Here is a 22,747-nt window from a genome sequence, read left to right as displayed (position 1 = left end):
GCCTGGCATCGTCCCCCGGACCGGTGACCCGCTACGTCCGGGGGCGCAGGTGCCCGGCGGGGTGCTACTCCCCCAGCAGTAGCCGGGTGAAGTCGTTGCCGAACTTGCCGGCGGGGTCGAGCCTGCGGGCCAGCGCGCGGAAGGACTCGGGGCACTCCGGCCACCGGGTGAACAGCTTGCCCCAGTGCGGGATCGGCTCGAACGGCGCCAGCGTCTCCTCCACCAGCTCCAGCACCGGCATGACGGCGGCGACGTCCTTGACCCAGGTGAAGTGCACGCCGATGCTCTCGCGACCGTTGAAGGGGCTCAGCCACAGGTCGTCGGCGGCGATCGAGCGCACCTCGGAGATCTGCAGCACGGGCCGGATGCGGTCGCCGATCGCGAACAGCGCGCGCAGCGCCTCGACCGCGTGCCGCCGGGGCAGCAGCAGCTCCGACTGCAGCTCGTCGCCGGCGCCGCTGGGCGGGTAGTCGGCGCGGAAGTGCGGCAGCCGCTCGTACCAGGGGCCGGGCACGCCGAGCTGGCCGGTGCAGCTGTCGGCCGGCATGGCGGGCAGCGGGTGGCGGGGGCCGTCGGCGGCGGTGGTGCCGTACCAGTCGGGGTCGGTCAGCTCGTCGGAGCACTTCAGCCAGACGCGGGTGTCGCGGTAGTCGGTGAACAGGCTGACGCTGTAGCCGCTGGACATGATCTCGTCGAAGTGCTCCAGCGCGTCCTGGCTCAGGCCCTCGCGGACGTATTGGCGCAGCTCGAAGGCCGGTACGAGGTCGAGCGTGAGCGAGGTGACGATGCCGAGGGCGCCGATCGACACCACGGCGCCGGGGAAGTCCTCGTCGCCGCGCGCGAGCGTCAGCAGCGACCCGTCGGCGGTGACGAGCTCGATTCCCGACACGGCGCCGGCCAGGCTGCGCACGGCGTCGCCGGAGCCGTGCGTGCCGGTCGCGACGGAGCCGCCGACGGAGATGTGCGGCAGCGAGGCCATGTTCGCCAGCGCGAACCCGGCCTGGTGCAGCAGCGGCGCGAGCGTCGCGTACGTGGTGCGCGCACCCACCCGCACCTTGGCCGCGGCGCTGTCGATCTCCACCTGGGCGGGCATCCGGTCGAGCACCACGAGGTCGCCGTCGGTGTCGGCGACGTGGTTGAAGGAGTGCCCGCTCCCGAGGGCGCGCACGCTCGCGGAGTCCGCGACGAGCCGCTGGAGCTCGTCGAGCGAGGTCGGGTGATGGACTTCTTTTGCGTGGAATGTGGTGTTTCCAGCCCAATTGGTCAGCGTCACGGCCTTACCTTCCCACAGCCCCACCTTGTCAGCCCGCCCGGGTGCCGCTAGTTTCAGGTGCCGCCGACCGGAGGTGTGCCGTGCTCGTCCTGTCCGAGGCCGTCGGCCTCGTCACGCTCGTCCTGTGGCTTTACTGCCTCTTCGACGTGATCACCACGCCCGACGTGGCCTGCCGCAACCTGCCGAAGGTCGCCTGGGTGCTGATCGTGCTGCTGTTCCCGCTGATCGGCTCCGTCGCCTGGCTGGTGGCCGGCCGCCCGGAGCGTGCCGTCCCGGCGCAGGCGCGCCCCAGCGCCTTCCCCGAGTACGACCGCCCCGGCCGCTTCGCCGCCACCAACCCCGACGACGACGAGGAGTTCCTGCGCCGCTGCCGCGAACGCGCCGAGCAGCAACGCAGGAACGCCCCCCGCAAGCCGTCCGACGACACCTGACGCACCCGCCGCCACCCTCCTCCCGTCGAAGGACCCAAGCGCTCCTCCTCCCCCGCAGGAGCCTCAACCCCTGCTGGGAGAAGCCTCAGCCCCTCCCGTGAAGGACCTGAACGCTCCTCCTCCCTCCCAGAAGGACCTCGGCCGAAGTGCGGCGGGAGGGAGGACGACGGCGGCGCGGGGGTCAGGTCAGAAGCCCTGGGCCAGGCGGTAGTACGCCTGGTTCCAGCGCAGCTCCTTGGCGAACCGCTCGGTCGTGGTGTCGGCGTCGATGACGACCAGCTCCACCCCCAGCATCTCGGCCAGGTCGACCAGCTCCTCGCGCCCGACGGCCTTGGACAGCACCGTGTGGTGCGGGGCGCCGGCGGTGAGCCACGACTCGGTGGAGGTGCGCAGGTTGGGGCGCGGCTGCCACACGGCGCGCGCCACCGGCAGCTTGGGCAGCGGCTGCGGCGGGGCGACGACGTCGATCTCGTTGGCGACGAGCCGGAACCGGTCGCCCATGTCGGCCAGGCCGACGACGATGCCGGGGCCGGGCTCGGCGTCGAACACGAGCCGGACCGGGTCCTCCCGGTTGCCGATGCCCAGCGGGTGGATCTCGCACGACGGCGTGCCGGCGGCGATGGACGGGCAGACCTCCAGCATGTGGGCGCCGAGGATCAGCTCGTTGCCGGGCGTGAGGTCGTAGGTGTAGTCCTCCATGAAGGACGTGCCGCCCGGAGCCCCATGATCAGACATGGCCTTGAGCGTGCGCAGCAGGACGGAGGTCTTCCAGTCGCCCTCGCCGCCGAAGCCGTACCCGTCGGCCATGAGCCGCTGCACGGCCAGGCCGGGGAGCTGGCGCAGGCCGCCGAGGTCCTCGAAGTTCGTGGTGAACGCCTTGAAGCCGCCCGCCTCCAGGAAGCCGCGCAGGCCCAGCTCGATCCTGGCCGCGTACCGCAGCGACTCGTTGCGCTCGCCCAGCAGCTCGGGAGCCACCTCGTACTGCTCGGCGTACTCCTTGACCAGCGCGGTCACGTCGGCGTCGGAGGCCGCGTCCACGGCCTCGACCAGGTCGTTGACGCCGTAGGTGTTGACGGAGACGCCGAAGCGCAGCTGCGCCTCGACCTTGTCGCCCTCGGTGACGGCCACGTCGCGCATGTTGTCGCCGAAGCGGGCCAGCTTGAGGGTGCGCACCTCGGCCAGGCCCTTGGCGGCGCGCAGCCAGGCGAGGATGCGCTCGCCCACGGCCGGGTCGCTGACGTGCCCGGCCACGGTCTTGCGCGGCACGCCGAGCCGCGTCTGGATGTGCCCGAACTCGCGGTCGCCGTGCGCGGCCTGGTTCAGGTTCATGAAGTCCATGTCGATGGTGGCCCACGGCAGCTCGACGTTGGCCTGCGTGTGCAGGTGCAGCAGCGGCTTGCGCAGCGCGTCGAGCCCGGCGATCCACATCTTGGCCGGGGAGAACGTGTGCATCCAGGCGATCACGCCGGCGCACGAGTCGTCGGCGTTGGCCTCCAGCATGATCCGCCGGATGGCGGCCGCGTCGGTCAGGACGGGCTTCCACTCGACCGGCATGGGGAGCTGCTCGGCGATCCGCTGGGACTGCTCGGCCACCTGACGCAGCGTGTCCTCGCCGTAGAGTCCCTGACTGCCGGTCAGAAACCAGATGTTCAACGCGGGCTCCTCTGTCCGTAGACGTTCTGATAGCGGTCGTAAAGGCGGTCGATGTCGTCCTGCGCGATGGGCAGCGGGTCGCCGAGCTGGCGGGCCACGTGCACGGTACGCGCCACGTCCTCGCACATCACGGCGGCCTTCACGGCGGCCTTGGCGTCCTTGCCGATGCTGAACACGCCGTGGTTCTGCATGAGGACGGCCTTGGAGCGGTGCCCCTTGAGCGTCTGGACGATGCCCTGGCCGATCGAGTCGTCGCCGATCAGCGCGAACGGGCCGACCGGGATCTCGCCGCCGAACTCGTCGGCCATCGCGGTCAGCACGCACGGGATGGCCTCGCCGCGCGCGGCCCAGGCCGAGGCGTAGGTCGAGTGAGTGTGCACGACGCCGCCGACGTCTGGCATGTTGCGGTAGACGTAGGCGTGCGCGGCGGTGTCGCTGGACGGCGAGTGCTCGCCTTCCACCAGGTTGCCGTCGAGGTCGCACACGACCATGTTCTCCGGCGTCAGCTCGTCGTAGGAGACCCCTGAGGGCTTGATGACGAACAGGTCCTCGCCGGGGACGCGGCCGGAGACGTTTCCGGCCGTCCAGACCACCAGGTTGTAGCGGACCAGCTCGGCGTGCAGGTCGGCGACGATTTTCCGCAGGTCGTTCATCAAGCTTGTGCCTCGTTCCTGATCGCGCGCAGCGCGTGCAGCATCTGTCCGTCTCCGAAGAAGTCGTGGAGCCTGCGGTACTCGGCGTAGAGCCGGTCGTAGGCGTCGGCGCGGGCCTCGTCCGGCACGTACGCGTTCTCGGTGCGCTTGCCCATGGCGGCGGCGGCCTCCTCGATGGAGGCGTACTCGCCGGCGGCGACGGCCGCGTGGATGGCCGAGCCGAGGGCGGGGCCCTGGTCCGAGGCGATGATCGACAGCGGGCGGCGCAGCACGTCGGCGTAGACCTGCATGAGGAAGCGGTTCTTCAGCAGGCCGCCGGCGACGATGAACTCCTCGACGGGCACGCCGGACTTCTCGAACGTCTCGACGATCATGCGGGCGCCGAACGCGGTGGACTCGATGAGCGCGCGGTAGACGTCCTCGGGCTTGGTGGCGAGGGTCTGGCCGATGATCACGCCGGAGAGGTTGTGGTCGACCAGGACCGAGCGGTTGCCGCCGAACCAGTCGAGCGCGACGAGCCCGTGCTGGCCGACGGCCTGCTTCTCGGCGAGCTCGGTCAGGCGCTCGTGCCCGTCGGTGCCGAAGTTGTCGACGAACCAGGCGAAGATGTCGCCCACGGCGGACTGGCCGGCCTCGTAGCCCCACAGGCCCGGCACGATGCCGTCCTGGACGACGCCGCACATGCCGGGCACCTCGGCGAGCTGGTCGCTGGGCATGATGTGGCAGGTGGAGGTGCCCATGATGGCCACCATCTGGCCGGGCCGCACGGCGTCCGCGGCGGCGGCGGTGACGTGCGCGTCGACGTTGCCGACGGCGACGGCGGCGCCCTCGGGGATGCCGGTCCATTCGGCGGCGCGCGCGGTCAGGCGCCCGGCCAGGCCGCCCAGCGGCGCCAGCGTCACCTCGCCCACCTTGTCGCCGACGGTGCCGGTGGCGAGCTTGCCGACGAAGCCGGCGAAGCCGGGGTTCAGCTCGGCGAGGTACTCCTCCGACGGGTAGCTGCCGTCCTGGAAGACGCCCTTGTAGCCGACGGTGCAGATGTTGCGGCTCTCGACGCCGGTGAGCTGCCAGATGATCCAGTCGGCGGCCTCGATCCAGCGCTCGGCCCTGGCGTAGACCTCGGGGGCCTCTTCGAGCACCTGCAGCGCCTTGGCGAACTCCCACTCTGAGGAGATCTTGCCGCCGTAGCGCGGCAGCCAGCTCTCGCCCCGGCGCGCGGCCAGCTCGTTGATGCGGTCGGCGTGCGGCTGGGCGGCGTGGTGCTTCCACAGCTTGGGCCAGGCGTGCGGCTCGGCGGGCGTCTCGAAGCACAGGGGTGTGCCGTCGGCCGTGGTGGGCAGGACGGTGCAGGCGGTGAAGTCGGTGCCGATGCCGATGATCTCCTCGGCGGGCACGCCGGCGGCGGCGATCGCCTGCGGCACGGCGATCCTCATCACGTCGATCCAGTCCTGCGGCGACTGCAGCGCCCAGTCGGGGCCGAGGCGGACGTCCGTGCCGGGCAGCGTGTGCTCGATGACGCGGTGCTCGTACTCGTGGACGGCGCTGCCCAGCTCGGCGCCGTCGCTCACCCGTACGACGACGGCACGCCCGGAAAGCGTGCCGAAGTCCACTCCGACCACATACTTGTTAGCGCTCACATTGAACTCCAGGGGTTCTTCGGGGGCATGCACATCATCTACCGGATGGGCGCCGTACTCGACCTGACGACGAAGCTGGGGCGCACGACCAGGCGCTCGTACGCGGCGTGCCCGAGGTCGATCTGCCGCAGCAGCACCTCGATGCAGTGCCGCCCCACCACGTCGAAGTCCTGGCGGACGGTGGTGAGCGGCGGCGAGAAGAACTCCGACTCGGGGATGTCGTCGAAGCCGACCACGCTGATCTGCTGCGGCACCCGCACCCCCTTCTCCGACAGGGCACGCAGCACCCCCAGCGCCATCTGGTCGTTGGCGGCGAACACGGCCGTGACGCCGTCCATCGCGGCCAGGCTCTTGCCCGCCTCGTAGCCGGCGCGCGGGCTCCAGTCGCCGGCCAGCGGCTCCGGCACCGGCCGGCCCGCCTCCTCCAGCGCGGCCCGCCAGCCTTCGAGCCGGCCCTCGGTCTCCATCCAGTCGTGCGGGCCGCTGACGTGCCAGACCGTGTCGTGGCCCTGGTCGAGCAGGTGCCGCGTGGCCAGCTTGGCGCCCTCCATCTGGTCGATGCACACCACCGACACGTCGGCCCGGTGCGTGCCCTCGACCGCCACCGCGGGCAGGCCCGCGGGCAGGCTCTCCAGGGCGCGGGCGGCCGAGCGCTGCGGGGCGACCACCACGACGCCGTCCACGCCCTGCTCGGCCAGGTAGTCGATGGCGTCGCGCACGTTGTCGGCGTCGATCGACTTGAGGCTGACGATGCTGACGAAGTAGCCCGCGGTCCTGGCCGCCTGCTCGATGCCGTAGATCGTGCTGGCGGGACCGTACAGCGTGGTGTCGAAGCTGACCACGCCGAGGGTCCTGGACCGCTTGGTGACCAGGGCGCGGGCCACGAGGTTGCGCCGGTAGCCCAGCCGGGTGATCGCCGCCTCCACCCGGGCGCGGGTGTCGGCCCGCACGTTGGGATGGTCGTTGAGCACCCGGGAGACCGTCTGATGCGACACGCCCGCCTCCTTGGCCACGTCGGCCATGACCGGCAGGCGGCGCTTGGGGGTCGTCAACGGTCTCTCCTTTCGCTGGGCTGTAGGGATCTTACTTAGCGGGAGGCCCCTGCCCTGCGCTTGGTCCAGACGTCGAACGCCACGGCCGCCAGGAGCACGATGCCCTTGACCAGCATGACCCGCTCGCTGGGCGAGCCGATCAGGGACATGCCGTTGTTGATCACGGCCATGATGAGGCCGCCGGTGATGGCGCCCACGACCTTGCCGACGCCGCCCTGCACCGCCGCGCCGCCGATGAAGGCCGCCGCGATGGCGTCGAGCTCGAAGCTGTCACCGGCGGTGGGGCCCGCCTGGTTGAGCCGGCCGGCGAAGATGATGCCGGCGACGGCCGACAGCACGCCCATGTTCACGAAGATCCAGAAGACGACCGACTTGACCTTCACGCCGGACATGATGGCCGCCTGGAGGTTGCCGCCGATCGCGTAGATCTGCCGGCCGAAGACCGTGCGGTTGGCCATCATCGAGTAGCCGAGCACGAGGATCGCCAGCAGGACCAGCACCCACGGCAGGTTCTTGAACCGGGCGAGCTGGACCACCAGGAACAGGATGATCGCCGCGCCCGCGGCCATCTTCAGCCAGAACAGCGCCATCGGCTCGACCGACTGGCCGTAGCCCTTGCGGGCGTTCCTGGTGCGCAGCTGGGCGGTGACCATCCCGGCGATCGCCACGATGCCGATCAGCAGGCTGAACAGGTCGGCGCCGCCGAGCGGGCCGAGGCCGATGTTGCCGAGGTAGCCGTCGGTGAAGCCGTTGGCCAGCGTGCGGACCTGGTCGGGGAACGGGCCGATGCCCTGGTTGCCCAGGACGGTCATCGTCAGCGCCCGGAACAGCAGCATGCCGGCCAGGGTCACGATGAAGGCCGGGATGCCGAAGTAGGCGATCCAGTAGCCCTGCCAGGCCCCGATGAGCGCGCCGGCCACCAGCGTGGCCAGCAGGGCCAGGGGCCACGGCCAGCCCATGTTCACCATGAGCACCGCCGCCAGCGCTCCCGTGACCGCCACCACCGAGCCGACCGACAGGTCGATGTGCCCGGCGATGATGATCAGGATCATCCCGATCGCGAGGATCAGGACGTAGGAGTTCTGGACGATGATGTTCGAGATGTTCTGCGGCGTGAGCAGCGCGCCGTCGGTCAGGACCGAGAACAGCACGATGATCGCCGCGAAGGCGATGTAGATGCCGCTGGAACGCAGGTTGAGCGACATGCCGCCGAGTGACACCTTGCCCGGCTGCCGTGGCGCTCCGCCGTCGCCCGTGGCGCCGACCTTCACGTCGGCGGGGCTGATGCTGCTCATCAGAGCTACTCCTGTCCCTTGGTCATGAGGCGCATGAGGCTTTCCTGGGTGGCCTCCTGGCGGGAAACCTCGCCGGTGATGCGACCTTCCGAGAGTGTGTAGATGCGGTCGCACAGGCCGAGCAGCTCAGGCAACTCACTGGAGATCACCAGGATCGCCTTGCCCTCGTCGGCCAGGCGGTTGATGATCGTGTAAATCTCGTACTTGGCGCCGACGTCGATGCCGCGGGTCGGCTCGTCGAGGATGAGCACCTCCGGCTCGGTCATGATCCACTTGGACAGCACGACCTTCTGCTGGTTGCCGCCACTGAGCTGGCCCACGACGCTGTTGACGCTCGGGGCCTTGATGTTCATGCTCTTGTGGAACTGCTCGGCGACCCGGTACTCCTCGTTGTCGTTCACCCAGCCGCGCCTGGCCAGGCCCTTGAGGCCGGCGGCGCTGATGTTGGTCTTGATGTCCTGGATGAGGTTGAGGCCGTACCGCTTGCGGTCCTCGGAGGCGTAGGCGATGCCGTGGTTGATCGCGTCCTGGACGTTGCGGATCTCGATCGGCTTGCCGTCCTTGAAGACCTTGCCGGAGATGTGCACGCCGTACGTGCGCCCGAACAGGCTCATCGCCAGCTCGGTACGCCCGGCGCCCATCAGCCCCGCGAGCCCGACGATCTCCCCGCGCCGCAGCGTGAGCGCGGCCCCGTCCACGACCTTCCGGTCGGGCTGGCTGGGGCTGTAGACCGTCCAGTCCTCGATCCGCAGCGCCTCCTCGCCGATCTTCGACTCGTGCGGCGGGTAGCGGTTGTCGAGGGCGCGCCCGACCATGCCGGCGATGATGCGGTCCTCGGTGACGTGGTCGGTCACCATGTCCAGCGTCTCGATCGTGCGGCCGTCACGGATGATCGTGACGGAGTCGGCGATCGCGGTCACCTCGTTCAGCTTGTGCGAGATGATCACGCAGGTGATGCCCTCGTCGCGCAGCCCGCGCAGCAGGTCGAGCAGGTGCGCGGAGTCGTCGTCGTTGAGCGCCGCGGTCGGCTCGTCGAGGATGAGCAGCTTCACCTCTTTCGACAGGGCCTTGGCGATCTCGACGAGCTGCTGCTTGCCCACGCCGATGTCGGAGATGGGCGTCGTCGGGTTCTCGCGCAGGCCGACCCGCTTCATCAGCTCGCCGGCCTCGTAGTTGGTGCGGTTCCAGTCGATGATCCCGCGTTTGGCGCGCTCGTTGCCGAGGAAGATGTTCTCCGCGATCGACAGCTGAGGGCTCAGCGCCAGCTCCTGGTGGATGATGACGATGCCGGCGTGCTCGCTGTCGCGGATGCCGCCGAACTCGCAGCGCTTGCCCTCGAAGTAGATCTCGCCCTCGTAGTCGCCGTGCGGGTAGACCCCGGACAGCACCTTCATCAGCGTCGACTTGCCGGCGCCGTTCTCGCCGCAGATCGCGTGGATCTCGCCCCGCCGTACCGACAGGTTGACGTCCTGCAGCGCCTTCACGCCGGGGAACGTCTTGGTGATCCCGCTCATCCGCAAGATGTGCTCGGTCATATCCCCTCGCTCAGGAAAAGCCCCGGGGACGGCGTCCCCGGGGCTGAACCCCTACTTGAGCTGGTCCTCGGTGTAGTAGTTGCCGCCGATGATGACTTCCTTGTAGTTGGACTTGTCGACGATCACCGGGTCGAGCAGGTACGAGGGCACGACCTTGTTGCCGTTGTCGTAGTCCTTGGTGTTGTTCACCTCGGGCTGCTGGCCCTTGAGCACGGAGTCGGCCATCTTGACCGTCTGCTCGGCGAGCTTGCGGGTGTCCTTGAAGATGGTGGAGTACTGCTCGTCGGCCACGATCGACTTGACCGACTGGAGCTCGGCGTCCTGGCCGGTGACGATCGGGTACGGCTTGCTGTAGCCGGAGCTCTTCAGCGCCGACAGGATGCCGATCGACAGGCCGTCGTAGGGCGACAGCACACCGTCGACCTTGGTGCTACCGGTGTAGGTCTTGGTGATGATGTCCTCCATGCGCTTCTGCGCGGTGGCGGGGTCCCACCGGAGGATGGCGGCCTGCTTGAAGTCGGTCTGGCCCGACTTGATCACGAGGGTGCCGTCGTCGATCTTCGGCTTGAGCACCGACATGGCGCCGTTCCAGAAGAACGTGGCGTTGTTGTCGTCGGGGGAGCCGCCGAACAGCTCGACGTTGAACGGACCCTTCTTGCCGTCCTCGACGCCCAGGCCCTTCAGCAGCGAGGTCGCCTGCTGGACGCCGACCTTGAAGTTGTCGAAGGTGGCGTAGTAGTCGACGTTGGGGCTGTTGCGGATGAGCCGGTCGTAGGCGATGACCGGGATCTTCGCGTCGGCGGCCTGCTGGAGCTGCGAGGTGATCGCGGTTCCGTCGATCGAGGCGATGATCAGGAGCTTGGCTCCCTTGGTGATCTGGTTCTCGATCTGGTTGGCCTGCGTCGGGATGTCGTTCTCGGCGTACTGGAGGTCGACCTTGTAGCCGAGCTTCTCGAGCTGCTGCTTGACGTTGTCACCGTCGTGGATCCAGCGCTCGGAGGACTTGGTGGGCATGGTGACGCCGATGAGGGCGCCCGCGTTGCCGGCGGCGGCGGAGGCGGAGGCCTCCGTGTCGACGGTCTTCGTGCTCGAACCGCATGCCGTCATGGTCGCGGCGAGCGCGATGGCGGACACCACGCCCCCGATTCGTCCCAACCTCATGAGCATCCCTTTCCATGGGGGTCGCGGCAGACGCAGGACGCGGCGGCTGCCGGTGATAAGTGAGGGATTCGATCACAGAACGTGACGAATCAGAACAAAGTTCGCACCCGTTTCCGCTGATTGTTATCGCTAACAAAGCTTATGTCAACGCTCGGACATAACCTCACAGAAACACTCAGGTAACTTTTACGCAGGTCAGCGGCGTGAGCGGGCCGAGAACAGGCGTTGCAGCAGGATGAAGACGAAGAGCAACATTCCGATGAAGATCTTGGTCCACCAAGATGACAGCGTCCCTTCGAAACTGATGATCGTCTGAATCAGCCCGAGTACGAGCACCCCGAGCACGGTTCCCAGCAGGAACCCGCTGCCACCGGTCAGCAGAGTGCCGCCGATGACCACCGCGGCGATCGCGTCGAGCTCCATGCCCACCGCGTGCAGACCGTAACCGGAGAGCATGTAGAACGACAGCAGCACCCCGCCCAGCGCCGAGCAGAACCCGCTCACCGTGTAGACGGTGATCTTCGTGCGGCCCACGGGCAGCCCCATGAGCAACGCCGACTGCTCGCTGCCGCCCGTCGCGTAGACCGAGCGGCCGAAGCGGGTGTAGTGCAGCACGTACACCGCCACCAGCACGACCACCACCGCGATGACCACGCTCGGTGAGATCCACAGATCGCCGAACAGGTCGATCCGGGTCTGCGCGAACGCCGTGAACGTCGGGTCCTGGATCGGGATCGAGTCGGTGCCGATCGTGTAACACAGCCCCCGGGCCAGGAACATGCCCGCCAGCGTCACGATGAACGGCTGGATGTCGAAGGCGTGCACGATGTACCCCATCACCAGCCCGAGCCCCGACCCGATGGCCAGCACCAGCGGCACCACCAGGTACGGCGGCCACCCCGGCCCTTCCATGAGGCTCGCAGCGATCATGGTCGACAGCGCCACCACCGACCCCACCGACAGGTCGATGCCGCCGGTGAGGATCACGAACGTCATCCCGACCGCCACCACCAGCAGGAAGGCGTTGTCGATGAAGACGTTCAGGATGACCTGCCCGCTGGCGAACCCCTCGTAGCGGATCCCCCCGGCCACGAACATGGCCACGAACAGGCACCCGGTCACGAGGACGGGCAGGTACTTGGCCGGCACCGAGGCCCGGCCGACCGTGAGCGTCGTCACGCGGTCACCTTCACCTTCTGCTCGGGGGCGGCGCTCGACGGCTTCGCCCGGCCGCGCCCGCGGAACACCTTGGCCCGGAAGGACGGCGACTGGATGAGGCACACCGCGGTCACGACGAGCGCCTTGAACAGCAGCGTCGTCTCCGGCGGCACCCCGATGGAGTAGATCGTCGTGGTCAGCGTCTGGATGATGAGCGCGCCCAGCACGGTGCCGCTCAGCGAGAACCGGCCGCCGGCCAGCGACGTGCCGCCGATCACCACGGCCAGGATCGCGTCCAGCTCGATCCACAGGCCGGCGTTGTTGCCGTCGGCGCTGGAGACGTTCGAGCTGATCATGAGCCCGGCCACGCCCGCGCACAGGGCGGCGAACGCGTAGACCATGATGATGATCCCGCGCGCCCTGATCCCCGCGAGCCTGCTGGCCTCGGCGTTGCTGCCGACCGACTCGATCAGCATGCCCAGCGCCAGCCGCCGGGTCAGGAACGCGCTGATCGCCAGCACCCCGATCACGATGAGGATGCCGAACGGCACGGTCAGCCAGTAGCCGCCGCCGATCACCTTGTACGCCGGGCTGTTGACGGTGATGATCTGCCCGTCGGTGATCAGCTGGGCCAGACCCCGCCCGGCCACCATGAGGATGAGCGTGGCGATGATCGGCTGGATGCCGATGCCGGCGACCAGGAACCCGTTCCAGGCCCCCAGCACCAGGCACAGCCCGAGCGCCAGCGCCACGGCGGTGAACACGCTCGCGTCCTCGCTGATCTGCAGGCAGGCCAGCGCGCCCGAGATCGCCACCACCGAGCCCACCGACAGGTCGATGCCGCCGGTCGCGATGACCAGCGTCATGCCCAGCGACACCAGGATCAGCGGGGCGCCGAAGCGCAGGATGTCGATCAGGCTGCCGTACAGGTGGCCGTCCTTGACCTCGATCGAGAAGAAGCTGGGCGTGAAGAACACGTTCAGCACCAGCAGCAGGGCCAGCACCACGGCCGGCCACAGGAGGCGCTTCATGACGCTCGCCCTCCGCTCGCGATGGTCTCCATCAGGACGTCGGTGGTCAGCCGCTCGTCGTTGGGCAGGTCGGCCACCAGCCGCCGGTCACGCAGCACCTCCACCTTGTGGCTGAGCCGCAGCACCTCCTCCAGCTCGGCCGAGATGAACAGCACCGCCATGCCGCCGTCGGACAGCTCGGCGACCAGGCGCTGGATCTCGGTCTTGGCGCCGACGTCGATGCCGCGGGTGGGCTCGTCGAGGATCAGCAGCCGGGGCTCCAGGATCAGCCAGCGAGCCAGCAGCACCTTCTGCTGGTTGCCGCCGCTGAGGTCACGCACCAGGTGCTCCGGGTTCGGCGGGCTGATCTTCAGCGCCTTGATGTACCGCTCCACCAGGTCGTCCTGCTGCTCGCGCGGCACGGGCCTGGTCCAGCCCCTGGTGGCCTGGAGGGCCAGGATGATGTTCTCCCGCACCGTGAGGTCGGGGATGAGGCCGTCGGCCTTGCGGTTCTCCGAGCAGAACGCGATCTTGTGACTCATCGCCACGCGCGGCGTGCGCAACGACTGCGGCGTGCCGCCGATCGCGATCTCACCCGTGCTGGCGTGGTCGGCGCCGAACAGCAGCCGGGCGATCTCCGTACGGCCGGAGCCGAGCAGCCCCGCCAGCCCGACGACCTCACCCTCGTGGATGGTCAGGCTGAACGGCTCGATCGCGCCTGTACGGCCCAGCTCCCGCGCCTCGACCAGCGGCCGGTCGAACACCTTGGCGGTGCCGTGCAGCCGCTCCAGCACGGCCAGCTCCTGGCCGATCATCTTGGCGACCAGCTCGACCTGCGGCAGCTCCCGCGTCAGGTACTCCCCGACGAGCCGCCCGTTGCGCAGGATCGTCATCCGGTCGGAGATCTCGTAGATCTGGTCGAGGAAGTGCGAGACGAACAGGATCGCGATGCCCTCCTCCTTCAGCCGCCGCATCACCCGGAAGAGCTGCCGCACCTCGTCGGCGTCCAGGCTGGAGGTCGGCTCGTCGAGGATCAGCACCCGGGCGTCGATGTCGATCGCCCGCGCGATGGCCACCATCTGCTGGATGGCCAGCGAGTACGACGACAGCGGCGCGGAGACGTCGAGGCTCAGCTCCAGCCGCGACAGCAGCTCGCCGGCCCTGGCCCGCATGCGCTTCCAGTCGATGCGGCCCCTCTTGCGCGGCTCGCGGCCGAGCAGGATGTTCTCGGCCACCGACAGGTTCGTGCAGAGGTTGACCTCCTGGTAGACCGTGCTGATGCCGGCCTGCTGCGCCTCCAGGGGGCTGCCGAAGGCGACCGGCGCCTGGTTCAGCTCGATGGTGCCCGTGTCGGCGGGGTAGACGCCGGTGAGCACCTTGATCAATGTGGACTTGCCCGCGCCGTTCTCCCCCATGAGCGCGTGCACCTCGCCGGGCAGCAGCCGCAGGTCCACTTCGTCCAGGGCTCTCACCCCCGGAAACTGTTTGCCGATCCCGGTCATCGTCAGGACCGGCGCGGGTACGGCCATCCGCCTTCCTTCCCGAGACGGCGGCCCGGCGATGTCCCGGGCCGCCTCACTTCGTCCCTACGCCCGTGCCGGCTCGCCGTCCAGCGGCGGGCCGGCGGCGGGTCAGTACTGGCGGGAGGACAGGACCTGCTTGGCCTGCTCCTGCGTGAACGTGGTCTCCTCGGTCACCACCCGGGCCGGCACCTGCTCGCCCTTGACGACCTTCTTGGCCAGGTCCATCAGCTGCGGGCCGAGCAGCGGCGAGCACTCCACGATGAAGTTGATCTTCCCGTCGGCCAGCGCCTGCATGCCGTCCTTCACCGCGTCCACCGTGATGATCTTGATGTCCTTGCCCGGCACCTTGCCCGCGCCCTCGATCGCCTCGATCGCACCCAGACCCATGTCATCGTTGTGCGCGTACAGCACGTCGATGTCCGGCGTCGACTTCAAGAACGCCTCCATCACCTCCTTGCCCTTGGCCCGGGTGAAGTCACCGGTCTGCGACGCCACGATCTTGAACTTCGGATCCGCCCCGATCACCTCCGCGAACCCGGCCTTGCGGTCATTGGCCGGCGCCGACCCCGTGGTGCCCTGCAACTCCACGATGTTCACCGGATCCTTGGAGTCCTTGTACTCCTGCACCAGCCACTGCCCGGCCTTCTTGCCCTCCTCCACGAAGTCCGAGCCCAGGAACGTCTTGTACAGCGAGGTGTCCTTGGAATCCACCGCCCGGTCGGTCAGGATCACCGGGATCTTCGCGTTCTTGGCCTCCATCAGCACCGTGTCCCAGCCCGACTCCACCACCGGCGAGAAGGCGATCACATCCACCTTCTGCTGGATGAACGACCGGATCGCCTTGATCTGGTTCTCCTGCTTCTGCTGCGCGTCGGAGAACTTCAGCGTGATGCCCGCGTTCTTCGCCGAGTCCTGCACCGACTTGGTGTTCGCGGTGCGCCACCCGCTCTCCGCACCGACCTGCGAGAAGCCCATGGTGATCGCGTCACCGCCGCCGCCCGTACCCGCGCTGGTGGTACCGCCACCGCCGCCGCTGCCGCACGAAGCCACCGACATCGCGGTGAGACCCGCGAGCAATATGGCCGAGATCCTCTTGAACACGTGGGGGGTTCCCTTCTCATGTGAGCGCTAACAACCCAACCGGGCGCCGGCGCGTCCTGCCTTTCCCCGTACGGCCTCACACCCTGGTCGTGCTGACCCGGGCCACGAACGTGGGCGGCACCACCAGCCGCTCCCGCTCCTGGGGCCCGCCTTCGAGCTGCCGTACGAGCACCTCGATGCTGTGTCTGCCCACCGCGTCGAAGTCCTGCCTGATGGTCGTGAGCGGCGGCGAGAAGAACTCCGACTCGGGAATGTCGTCAAAGCCGACCACACTCACCTGCTCGGGCACCCTCACCCCCTGCTCCGTGAACGCCCGCAGCACGCCCAGCGCCATCTGGTCGTTGGCGACGAACACCGCGGTCACGTTCCTCATGCTCGCCAGGCTGCGGCCCGCCTCGTATCCCGAGCGCGGGCTCCAGTCCCCGGCCAGCGGTCGCGGGGCCTCGCGGCCCGCCTCCTCCAGCGCGGCCCGCCACCCCGCCACGCGCCCTTCGGCCTCCAGCCAGTCGGAGGGCCCCCGGACGTGCCAGACCGTCTCGTGGCCCAGCGACAGCAGGTGCTCGGTGGCGAGCCGGCCGCCCGCGACCTGGTCCACGCAGACCACGGACACCTCCCCCGCCTCGCCGCCCTCGACGGCTACGGTGGGCACCCCGAGCGGCAGGTCGGCCAGGGCCTCGGCGGCCGAGCGCTGCGGCGCGACCACCACGATGCCGTCCACGCCCTGGTCCGCCAGGTAGTCGAGGGCGTCGCGCACGCCGGCCCGGTCGATCGACTTGAGGCTGACGATGCTGACGAAGTAGCCGGCCGCCCTGGCCGCCTGCTCGATGCCGTAGACCGTGCTGGCCGGGCCGTACAGCGTGGTGTCGAAGCTGACCACCCCGAGCGTTCTGGAGTGCTTGGTGACCAGGGCGCGGGCGACGAGGTTGCGGCGGTAGCCGAGCTTGTCGATCGCTTCGAGCACCCGCGTCCGGGTCTCGCTGCGCACGTTCGGATGGTCGTTGAGCACGCGGGAGACCGTCTGATGCGACACGCCGGCCTCTTTGGCCACGTCGGCCATGACCGGCAGGCGGCGCCCCAGGGTGGATCCCACGGCCGTGCTCCTTTCCTGGCTTGGCCCCGACTGTGAACGCTAACAACGTGTGTCGTCAAGAGCTCGCCGCATTACGGTCGGGTTACACAGCGACCCCTTGACGCCACCCCTGAGCGCTCCTTACGTTGTCGCCGATCGCGGTTGTTAACGCTCACTTGATTGTTAACGCTAACAACATCCGAGGAGCCCCCCACTCATGCTGCGCATCGCCTTGTCCGCCCTGCTCTTAGCCGGTCTGCTCACCGCTCCCCCTGCCTCCGCCGCCGCGGCGGACCCCATCCCCGAAGGGGCCGTCGTGGACCAGTTCGACGGCACCACGCTCGGCGCGGACTGGAGCGTGCTCTCGCCCGACGACTCCCGCTGGAGCCTGTCCGGCGGCGCCCTGCACCTCGACACGCTGACCGGCGACACCCACCAGGCCACCAACACCGCCAGGAACCTCTTCCTCGTGGACGTCCCCGACGGCGACTTCGAGGTGGTCGCCAAGCTCAGCGCGCCCGTCGCGCTCGACTACCAGAGCGCGGGCCTGCTCGCCTGGCAGGACTGGGACAACTACGTCCGCGCCGGGCTGGCCCACGTCGGGTTCGCCGGCGGGCCGGTGATCGAGACCGCCACCGAGGTCGGCGCCGCCTTCACCTCCGCCTTCGCCGCCCGGCCCGGCTCCACGGCCGAGGTGCTCAAGCTGGCCAGGACGGGCGACGAGTTCACCTCCTCCTACTGGGACGGCACGGCCTGGGTGCAGGCGTCCAAACTGAGCGCCGCGATCAAGGTGGGGCAGGTCGGGCTGTTCGGGCTCTCGGCGCAGAACGGCACCTCCATGCGGGCCGACTTCGACTACTTCGCGATCAGGGCGGCCGAGGGGGCGGCCGTGGTGCCGGAGGGTCCGTTCACGCTGCGGGCGGCGGCGCTGCCGTACCTGTCGGCCGACCGCTCGGGCGTCGTGCGGGCCTCGGCCAAGGCGCCCATGACGGCGCTGATGCTCACCGCCGAGCCCGGCGGCGACGGCGTCAGGCTCAAGGAGTCCGGCAGGTACCTGGAGGCGACCACGCCGGTGCGGCTCGGCGGGAACGGCTCGGTCTTCCAGATCAAGGACGCCGGCGGCGGCAAGGTCACCGTGACCTCGGGCGGGCAGGGCCTCGCGATCGCCGGCGGGAAACTCGTCATGGGGGCGGACCCCGCCAAGTTCCGGATCGAGGGCTACACCTCGGGCAAGCTCAGCGTGGACACCGGGGCCAAGGGCACCAAGGTCAGCCCCGACCTGTACGGCGTCTTCTACGAGGACATCAACCACGCCGCCGACGGCGGCCTCTACGCCGAGCTGGTCCAGAACCGCTCGTTCGAGTTCGACTCCGTGGACGAGCCCTCGTACACGGGGCTGACCGCGTGGAGCAAGGCCGAGCGCGGCGCCACCGTCACCCCCGCCGTCACCGGCGAGGACCCGCTCAACCCGAACAACCGCAACTACCTGCGGCTCGACGTGACGGGCCAGGGCACGGCCGGGGTGCGCAACGCCGGCTTCAACCGCGGCCTGCCGCTCGTCAAGGGCGAGCGCTACGACTTCTCCGTCTGGGCCAGGCGCGCCGAGGCGGGCCCCCTCACGATCACCGTCGAGGACGGCTCCACCGTGCTCGGGACGATGACCGTGCGGGTCAAGGCGGGCGGCTGGGCCAAGTACCGGGCGTCGTTCACCGCCTCGGGCACCACCGACGCGGGCCGGCTCGTCGTCCAGGCGCCCGCCGGCCGGACCGACCTGGACATGGTCTCGCTGTTCCCCCGCCGCACGTTCAAGGGGCACGGCATGCGGGCCGACCTGGCCCAGCTGATCGCCGACCTGAAGCCGCGCTTCCTGCGCTTCCCCGGCGGCTGCGTCACCAACGTCGGCACCTACGACCCGTACGCGGAGACCGGCGACCGCCGCCGCATCTACCAGTGGAAGGAGACGATCGGCCCGGTCGAGGAGCGGCCCACGAACTTCAACTTCTGGGGCTACAACCAGAGCTACGGCATCGGCTACTACGAGTACTTCCAGTTCGCCGAGGACATCGGGGCCGAGGCGCTGCCGGTGCTGTCGGTGGGCGTGAACGGCTGCGGCGAGAACCGGCCGCTCACCGACGAGGCCAAGCTGGCCCGGTGGGTGCGGGACACCCTCGATCTGATCGAGTTCGCCAACGGGCCGGTCACCTCGACGTGGGGCAGGAAGCGGGCCGAGATGGGCCATCCGAAGCCGTTCGGGCTGGAGTACATCGGGCTCGGCAACGAGGAGATCTATCCGGAGTTCTTCACCAACTACCCGAAGTTCGCGAACGCGATCAGGGCCAGGTACCCCGACATCAAGATCATCAGTAACGCGGGGCAGACCTCGCAGGGCGCCTGGTTCGACCGCATGTGGCAGTTCGCCCGCGACCAGAAGGCCGACCTCGTCGACGAGCACTACTACAACAACCCCGACTGGTTCCTCGCCAACAACCACCGCTACGACGCCTACGACCGCGAGGGGCCGAAGGTGTTCGTCGGCGAGTACGCCTCCAGGGGCAACACGTTCTTCAACGCGCTGGCCGAGGCGTCGTACATGACGGGGCTCGAACGCAACTCCGACGTGGTGCGGCTGGCCTCGTACGCGCCGCTGCTGGCCAACGTGGACTACGTGGACTGGACGCCGGACCTGATCTGGTTCGACAACGACGAGGCGTACGGGTCGCCGAGCTACCACGTCCAGCGCCTGTTCTCCACGAACGTGGGCGAGCGCGTCGTGCCCAGCACGTTCGAGGGCGAGGGCAGGCCCGTCGAGGACATCAAGGGCGCGATCGGCCTCGGCGCCTGGAACACCGCCGTCCGCTACGACGACGTCAAGGTCACCGCCGCCGACGGCACCGTGCTCCTGTCGGACGACTTCTCGGCCGGCGCGGGCAAGTGGACGCCCGGCCCGGGCACCTGGGCGGTGCAGGACGGCGCCTACGCGCAGAGCGCGCAGGTCGAGGACGCCCGATCCACGGCCGGTTCCGCCGACTGGTCGAACTACACGATCGAGGCGACCGCCCGCAAGACGGCGGGCGCCGAGGGCTTCCTGCTCATGTTCGGCGTCCGCGACACCGGCAACTTCTACTGGTGGAACGTCGGCGGCTGGAACAACACCCAGTCCGCCGTCGAGAAGGCCGTGGGCGGCGGCAAGTCCTCGATCGCCACCTCCTCGACCACGGTCGAGACCGGTCGCGACTACCACCTGAAGGTGCGCGTCAGCGGGCGCCGGATCACGACCTGGCTGGACGGGCAGCAGGTCAACGACTTCGTCGACAGCTCCCGGGTGGAGCCGCTGTACCAGGTGGTCTCCAGGGACGGCAGGTCGGTGACGCTGAAGGTGGTCAACGCGCAGGACACGGCCGTGCGCGGCAGCGTGGACCTCGGCTCCGCGCGGTTCCGGCCGACGGCCACGGTCACCACGCTGACCGGCGCGCCGTCGGACACCAACTCGATCGCCGACCCGGACCGGGTGGCGCCGGTGCGGCGGCAGGTGAGCGGCTTCTCCTCGGCCTTCACCTACGACTTCCCCGCGTACTCGGTGACGTTCATCGAGCTGACCGAGCGCTGACCTCGCGGGGGCGGGCGTCCTTCCCGGTGCCCGCCCCCGTGAGCCTCACACCGGGACGGCGCGGAAGTGCGTCGTCACCCGCCCCTCGTCGTCGAACACGTGGAAGGCGATCAGCGGCGGCAGGGCGTAGTCGGCGCAGTTGTCCAGACTCGTGCCGCCCTCCCACGGCAGCTTCAACGTGGACACCACCCCGCCGCCCACCAGCAGCGGCCGCCCCGCGAACGTCGCGGCGGCGGCCGTGTGCGCGTGCCCCGTCAGCACGGCGGGCACCTGGGCCCGGCCCGCGAGCAGCGACTCCAGCCGCTCGGGCGCGCGCAGCCCGATCTGGTCCACCGGGCCGTGCAGGAGCACCGGCGGGTGGTGGAAGGCCACGAACACCGGCAGGTCCGTGCCGTCCAGCACGCCCTCCAGCCAGGTGAGCGTCTCCTCCGTCAGCTCCCCCTCGCTCCGCCCGGGGATCGAGGAGTCGCACATCGCGTAGACCGCGCGCCCGGTGCGCAGCACCTGGTTGATCGGCCCGTCGGCCGGCTCCTCGCCCAGCAGCGACCGGCGGAACTCCCGCCGGACGTCGTGGTTGCCCGGCCCGACCAGGACGGGGTGGCGCGCGGCGAGCACCTTGGCCGCCTCCTCATACTCCTCCCGCTCGCCGTGGTCGGCGATGTCACCGGTGACGAGCACGGCGTCGAGGTCTCCGGGGAGGGCGTCGAGATACCGCATGACGGCGGTGGCGCGGGCGACGCTCTCGGGGGTGGCGCCGATGTGGATGTCGCTCACGTGAGCGATCACGATCATGAGGCTCGGTCCTTCCTGCTCCGGCTGCTCACCCACCGTAAACCCGGGGACCGGCCCAGAGGTAAGGTCCAGTTCCGTGCGCGAGAATTGGGCCGGTTCCGGGGTGGATCTGCACCTGGACCTGCATCTGGAGCTGCCCGCCCGGGGCGGGCGGCGGCGGGCGCTGGAGGAGGCGCTGCGGCGGGCGGTCAGGGACGGGCGGCTGCCGCACGGCACCCGCCTGCCCTCCAGCCGCGCGCTCGCGGCCGAGCTGCGGCTGTCACGGGGGACGGTCAGCGCGGCGTACGACCAGCTCGTCGCCGAGGGTTACCTGACCACGCGCCCGGGCTCCGGCACGGAGATCGCGGCCCTCCCACCCCAGCTCCCGGCCGCCAACCTCCCGGCCACCGCGCCCGCCGCGCCGGCCCGAGCAGCGGCGTCCGAGCCGGAGGCCGTTCCGGTGCACGACCTGCGGCCCGGGCAGCCGGACCTGTCGGCGTTCCCGGCGCGGGCCTGGATGCGGGCCACCCGCCACGTGCTCGACACCATGCCCGCCGCCGTCCTCGGACCGTGCGACCCGCGCGGCCGGATCGAGCTGCGCACCGCGCTCGCCGCCTACCTCGCCAGGACCCGCGGCGTCCTCACCACGCCCGACCTGATCGTCGTCACGACGGGCTTCGTCCAGGCGATCAACCTGCTCGCTCAGGTCGTCGAGGGCCCGTTCGCGATGGAGGACCCGGGCCACGACTTCTACCGCGACGTGGTGCGCAGGGCCGGGCGCGAGGTCGTCCCGCTGCCGGTGGACGAGCTGGGCGCGCGGACCGGCGCCCTCACCCCGGACGTGGCCGCCGCGGTCGTCACGCCGGCCCACCAGTACCCCATGGGCGTCCCGCTGCACCCGTCCCGCCGCCTGGCCCTGCGCGAGTGGGGCGGGCTGGTCGTCGAGGACGACTACGACGGCGAGTTCCGCTACGACCGCCAGCCGGTCGGGGCGTTCCAGGGCACGGCGCCGGAGCGGGTCGTGTACTGCGGCACCACGTCGGAGTCCCTGGGCCCCGGCCTGCGGCTGGGCTGGATGGCGGTGCCGCCCGCGCTGATCGGCCCGCTCACGGAGGCCAAGCGGTACGCCGACGCGCACACCGAGGTGCTCGGCCAGCTCGTGCTGGCCCGGCTGATCGAGACCCACGCCTACGACCGCCACATCCGCGCCGCCCGCCTGCGCTACCGCCGCCGCCTGGAGCTGCTGCGCGCCCGCCTGCCCCATGCCTGCCTGCCGGGCGTCGCCGCCGGCCTGCGCGCGCTCCTCCTGCTCCCCGCGGGCGGCCCGCCTGAGGCCGAGGTGCTGGCCGCGTGCGAGCGCGCCGGCATCGCCCTGCGCCCCGCCTCCCCGCTCTGGCACGGCGAGGGCCGCGACGGGCTCCTCATCGGGTACGCCGCCCCGTCCGAACGCGCCTACCCCCGCGCGCTCGAGGCGCTGGCGGGCACGCTGGCGCGCTGGGAACCGCGGGCCCGCCCCGCACGTTCTACCCAGTGAGCGCACGATGGCGAAGGAGGGACATGGGCTGGCACTACCGCAAGTCAATCAAAGTGGGGCCGTTCCGGATCAACCTGTCACGGCACGGCGTAGGCCACAGCTTCGGCAATCGGCGCTTCCACGTCTCCACCACCCCCGACGGCCGCCGGCACGTGTCGGTGCACCTGCCCGGCGGGTTCCACGTCGGCAAGACGTTCGGTGGCAAGCGCTACCCCTACTGACCCTCGGCGGTCGGCGGACCGCTTGAGATAGAACGGGCCGGAGGCGAAAGCCTCCGGCCCGTC

At 69.9% G+C, this 22,747-nt stretch carries 18 protein-coding genes; 4 read left to right on the top strand and 14 right to left on the bottom strand.

Annotation, left to right across the window (positions count from 1 at the left end; all coding sequences use genetic code 11):
* Positions 1-64: 64 nt before the first annotated feature.
* The gene (locus KIS93_RS13550; RefSeq protein WP_080046207.1) at positions 65-1,273 is read right to left on the bottom strand and encodes an FAD-binding protein; all 1,209 of its coding nucleotides are present in this window, start codon (positions 1,271-1,273) and stop codon (positions 65-67) included.
* 80 nt (positions 1,274-1,353) lie between these two features.
* Here KIS93_RS13550 and KIS93_RS13545 point away from each other — a divergent pair, with 80 nt between their 5' ends.
* Positions 1,354-1,704 carry a PLD nuclease N-terminal domain-containing protein gene (locus KIS93_RS13545; RefSeq protein ID WP_168020513.1) on the top strand — a complete coding sequence of 117 codons (351 nt, stop codon included), beginning with the start codon at positions 1,354-1,356 and terminating at the stop codon, positions 1,702-1,704.
* Positions 1,705-1,890: 186 nt separating this feature from the next.
* Here KIS93_RS13545 and araA read toward each other — a convergent pair whose 3' ends face one another.
* The 12 genes from araA to KIS93_RS13485 form a co-directional block, all read right to left on the bottom strand.
* A complete protein-coding gene (gene araA / locus KIS93_RS13540) occupies positions 1,891-3,357 on the bottom strand; it encodes an L-arabinose isomerase (protein WP_080046206.1) in 1,467 nt (488 codons plus the stop codon).
* Complete coding sequence (locus KIS93_RS13535) at positions 3,354-4,010, bottom strand: L-ribulose-5-phosphate 4-epimerase (protein ID WP_080046205.1); 657 nt, start codon at positions 4,008-4,010, stop codon at positions 3,354-3,356. The genes araA and KIS93_RS13535 overlap by 4 nt, the downstream gene beginning before the upstream one ends.
* Positions 4,010-5,629, bottom strand: coding sequence for a ribulokinase (araB, locus tag KIS93_RS13530; protein WP_080046204.1), 1,620 nt, complete (start codon positions 5,627-5,629; stop codon positions 4,010-4,012). Before araB ends, KIS93_RS13535 begins: the two co-directional genes overlap by 1 nt.
* Positions 5,630-5,685: 56 nt before the next feature.
* A complete protein-coding gene (locus tag KIS93_RS13525) occupies positions 5,686-6,699 on the bottom strand; it encodes a LacI family DNA-binding transcriptional regulator (RefSeq protein WP_230465890.1) in 1,014 nt (337 codons plus the stop codon).
* 35 nt (positions 6,700-6,734) lie between these two features.
* Positions 6,735-7,994, bottom strand: coding sequence for a multiple monosaccharide ABC transporter permease (gene mmsB, locus KIS93_RS13520; RefSeq protein WP_186404212.1), 1,260 nt, complete (start codon positions 7,992-7,994; stop codon positions 6,735-6,737).
* Positions 7,995-7,999: 5 nt separating this feature from the next.
* On the bottom strand, positions 8,000-9,529 hold the full coding sequence (mmsA, locus tag KIS93_RS13515) for a multiple monosaccharide ABC transporter ATP-binding protein (RefSeq protein WP_080046203.1): 1,530 nt from the start codon (positions 9,527-9,529) through the stop codon (positions 8,000-8,002).
* Positions 9,530-9,580: 51 nt separating this feature from the next.
* Positions 9,581-10,690, bottom strand: a complete 1,110-nt coding sequence (gene chvE, locus KIS93_RS13510; RefSeq protein ID WP_080047620.1) for a multiple monosaccharide ABC transporter substrate-binding protein — start codon at positions 10,688-10,690, stop codon at positions 9,581-9,583.
* A gap of 195 nt (positions 10,691-10,885) precedes the next feature.
* Positions 10,886-11,869, bottom strand: a complete 984-nt coding sequence (gene yjfF / locus KIS93_RS13505) for a galactofuranose ABC transporter, permease protein YjfF (RefSeq protein WP_080046202.1) — start codon at positions 11,867-11,869, stop codon at positions 10,886-10,888.
* The gene (locus KIS93_RS13500) at positions 11,866-12,879 is read right to left on the bottom strand and encodes an ABC transporter permease (RefSeq protein ID WP_080046201.1); all 1,014 of its coding nucleotides are present in this window, start codon (positions 12,877-12,879) and stop codon (positions 11,866-11,868) included. The genes yjfF and KIS93_RS13500 overlap by 4 nt, the downstream gene beginning before the upstream one ends.
* Positions 12,876-14,387, bottom strand: coding sequence for a sugar ABC transporter ATP-binding protein (locus KIS93_RS13495; protein WP_080046200.1), 1,512 nt, complete (start codon positions 14,385-14,387; stop codon positions 12,876-12,878). The genes KIS93_RS13500 and KIS93_RS13495 overlap by 4 nt, the downstream gene beginning before the upstream one ends.
* Positions 14,388-14,489: 102 nt before the next feature.
* Positions 14,490-15,482: an ABC transporter substrate-binding protein gene (locus KIS93_RS13490; RefSeq protein WP_186404211.1), complete on the bottom strand. Its 993-nt coding sequence runs from the start codon at positions 15,480-15,482 to the stop codon at positions 14,490-14,492.
* A 76-nt stretch (positions 15,483-15,558) separates the two neighbouring features.
* Complete coding sequence (locus KIS93_RS13485) at positions 15,559-16,539, bottom strand: LacI family DNA-binding transcriptional regulator (RefSeq protein ID WP_080047619.1); 981 nt, start codon at positions 16,537-16,539, stop codon at positions 15,559-15,561.
* Positions 16,540-16,768: 229 nt separating this feature from the next.
* On the opposite strand from KIS93_RS13485, the gene KIS93_RS13480 reads away from it, so the two are divergent.
* A complete protein-coding gene (locus KIS93_RS13480) occupies positions 16,769-20,158 on the top strand; it encodes an alpha-L-arabinofuranosidase C-terminal domain-containing protein (protein WP_155129379.1) in 3,390 nt (1,129 codons plus the stop codon).
* Between the two features lie 45 nt (positions 20,159-20,203).
* On the opposite strand, the gene KIS93_RS13475 is transcribed toward KIS93_RS13480, so the two are convergent.
* On the bottom strand, positions 20,204-20,950 hold the full coding sequence (locus tag KIS93_RS13475; protein ID WP_080046198.1) for a metallophosphoesterase: 747 nt from the start codon (positions 20,948-20,950) through the stop codon (positions 20,204-20,206).
* Positions 20,951-21,026: 76 nt separating this feature from the next.
* Here KIS93_RS13475 and pdxR point away from each other — a divergent pair, with 76 nt between their 5' ends.
* Together pdxR and KIS93_RS13465 are read left to right on the top strand one after the other, a co-directional pair.
* The gene (gene pdxR / locus KIS93_RS13470) at positions 21,027-22,463 is read left to right on the top strand and encodes a MocR-like pyridoxine biosynthesis transcription factor PdxR (RefSeq protein WP_155129376.1); all 1,437 of its coding nucleotides are present in this window, start codon (positions 21,027-21,029) and stop codon (positions 22,461-22,463) included.
* A 23-nt stretch (positions 22,464-22,486) separates the two neighbouring features.
* Entirely contained in the window at positions 22,487-22,684 is a 198-nt protein-coding gene (locus KIS93_RS13465) for a DUF4236 domain-containing protein (RefSeq protein WP_080046196.1), read from the top strand.
* Positions 22,685-22,747: the final 63 nt, after the last annotated feature.

Origin of the sequence: [Actinomadura] parvosata subsp. kistnae, from assembly GCF_900323885.1 — a bacterium.
Taxonomy (GTDB): Bacteria; Actinomycetota; Actinomycetes; order Streptosporangiales; family Streptosporangiaceae; genus Nonomuraea; species Nonomuraea composti.
This window is presented reverse-complemented; position numbering and strand designations above follow the sequence as displayed.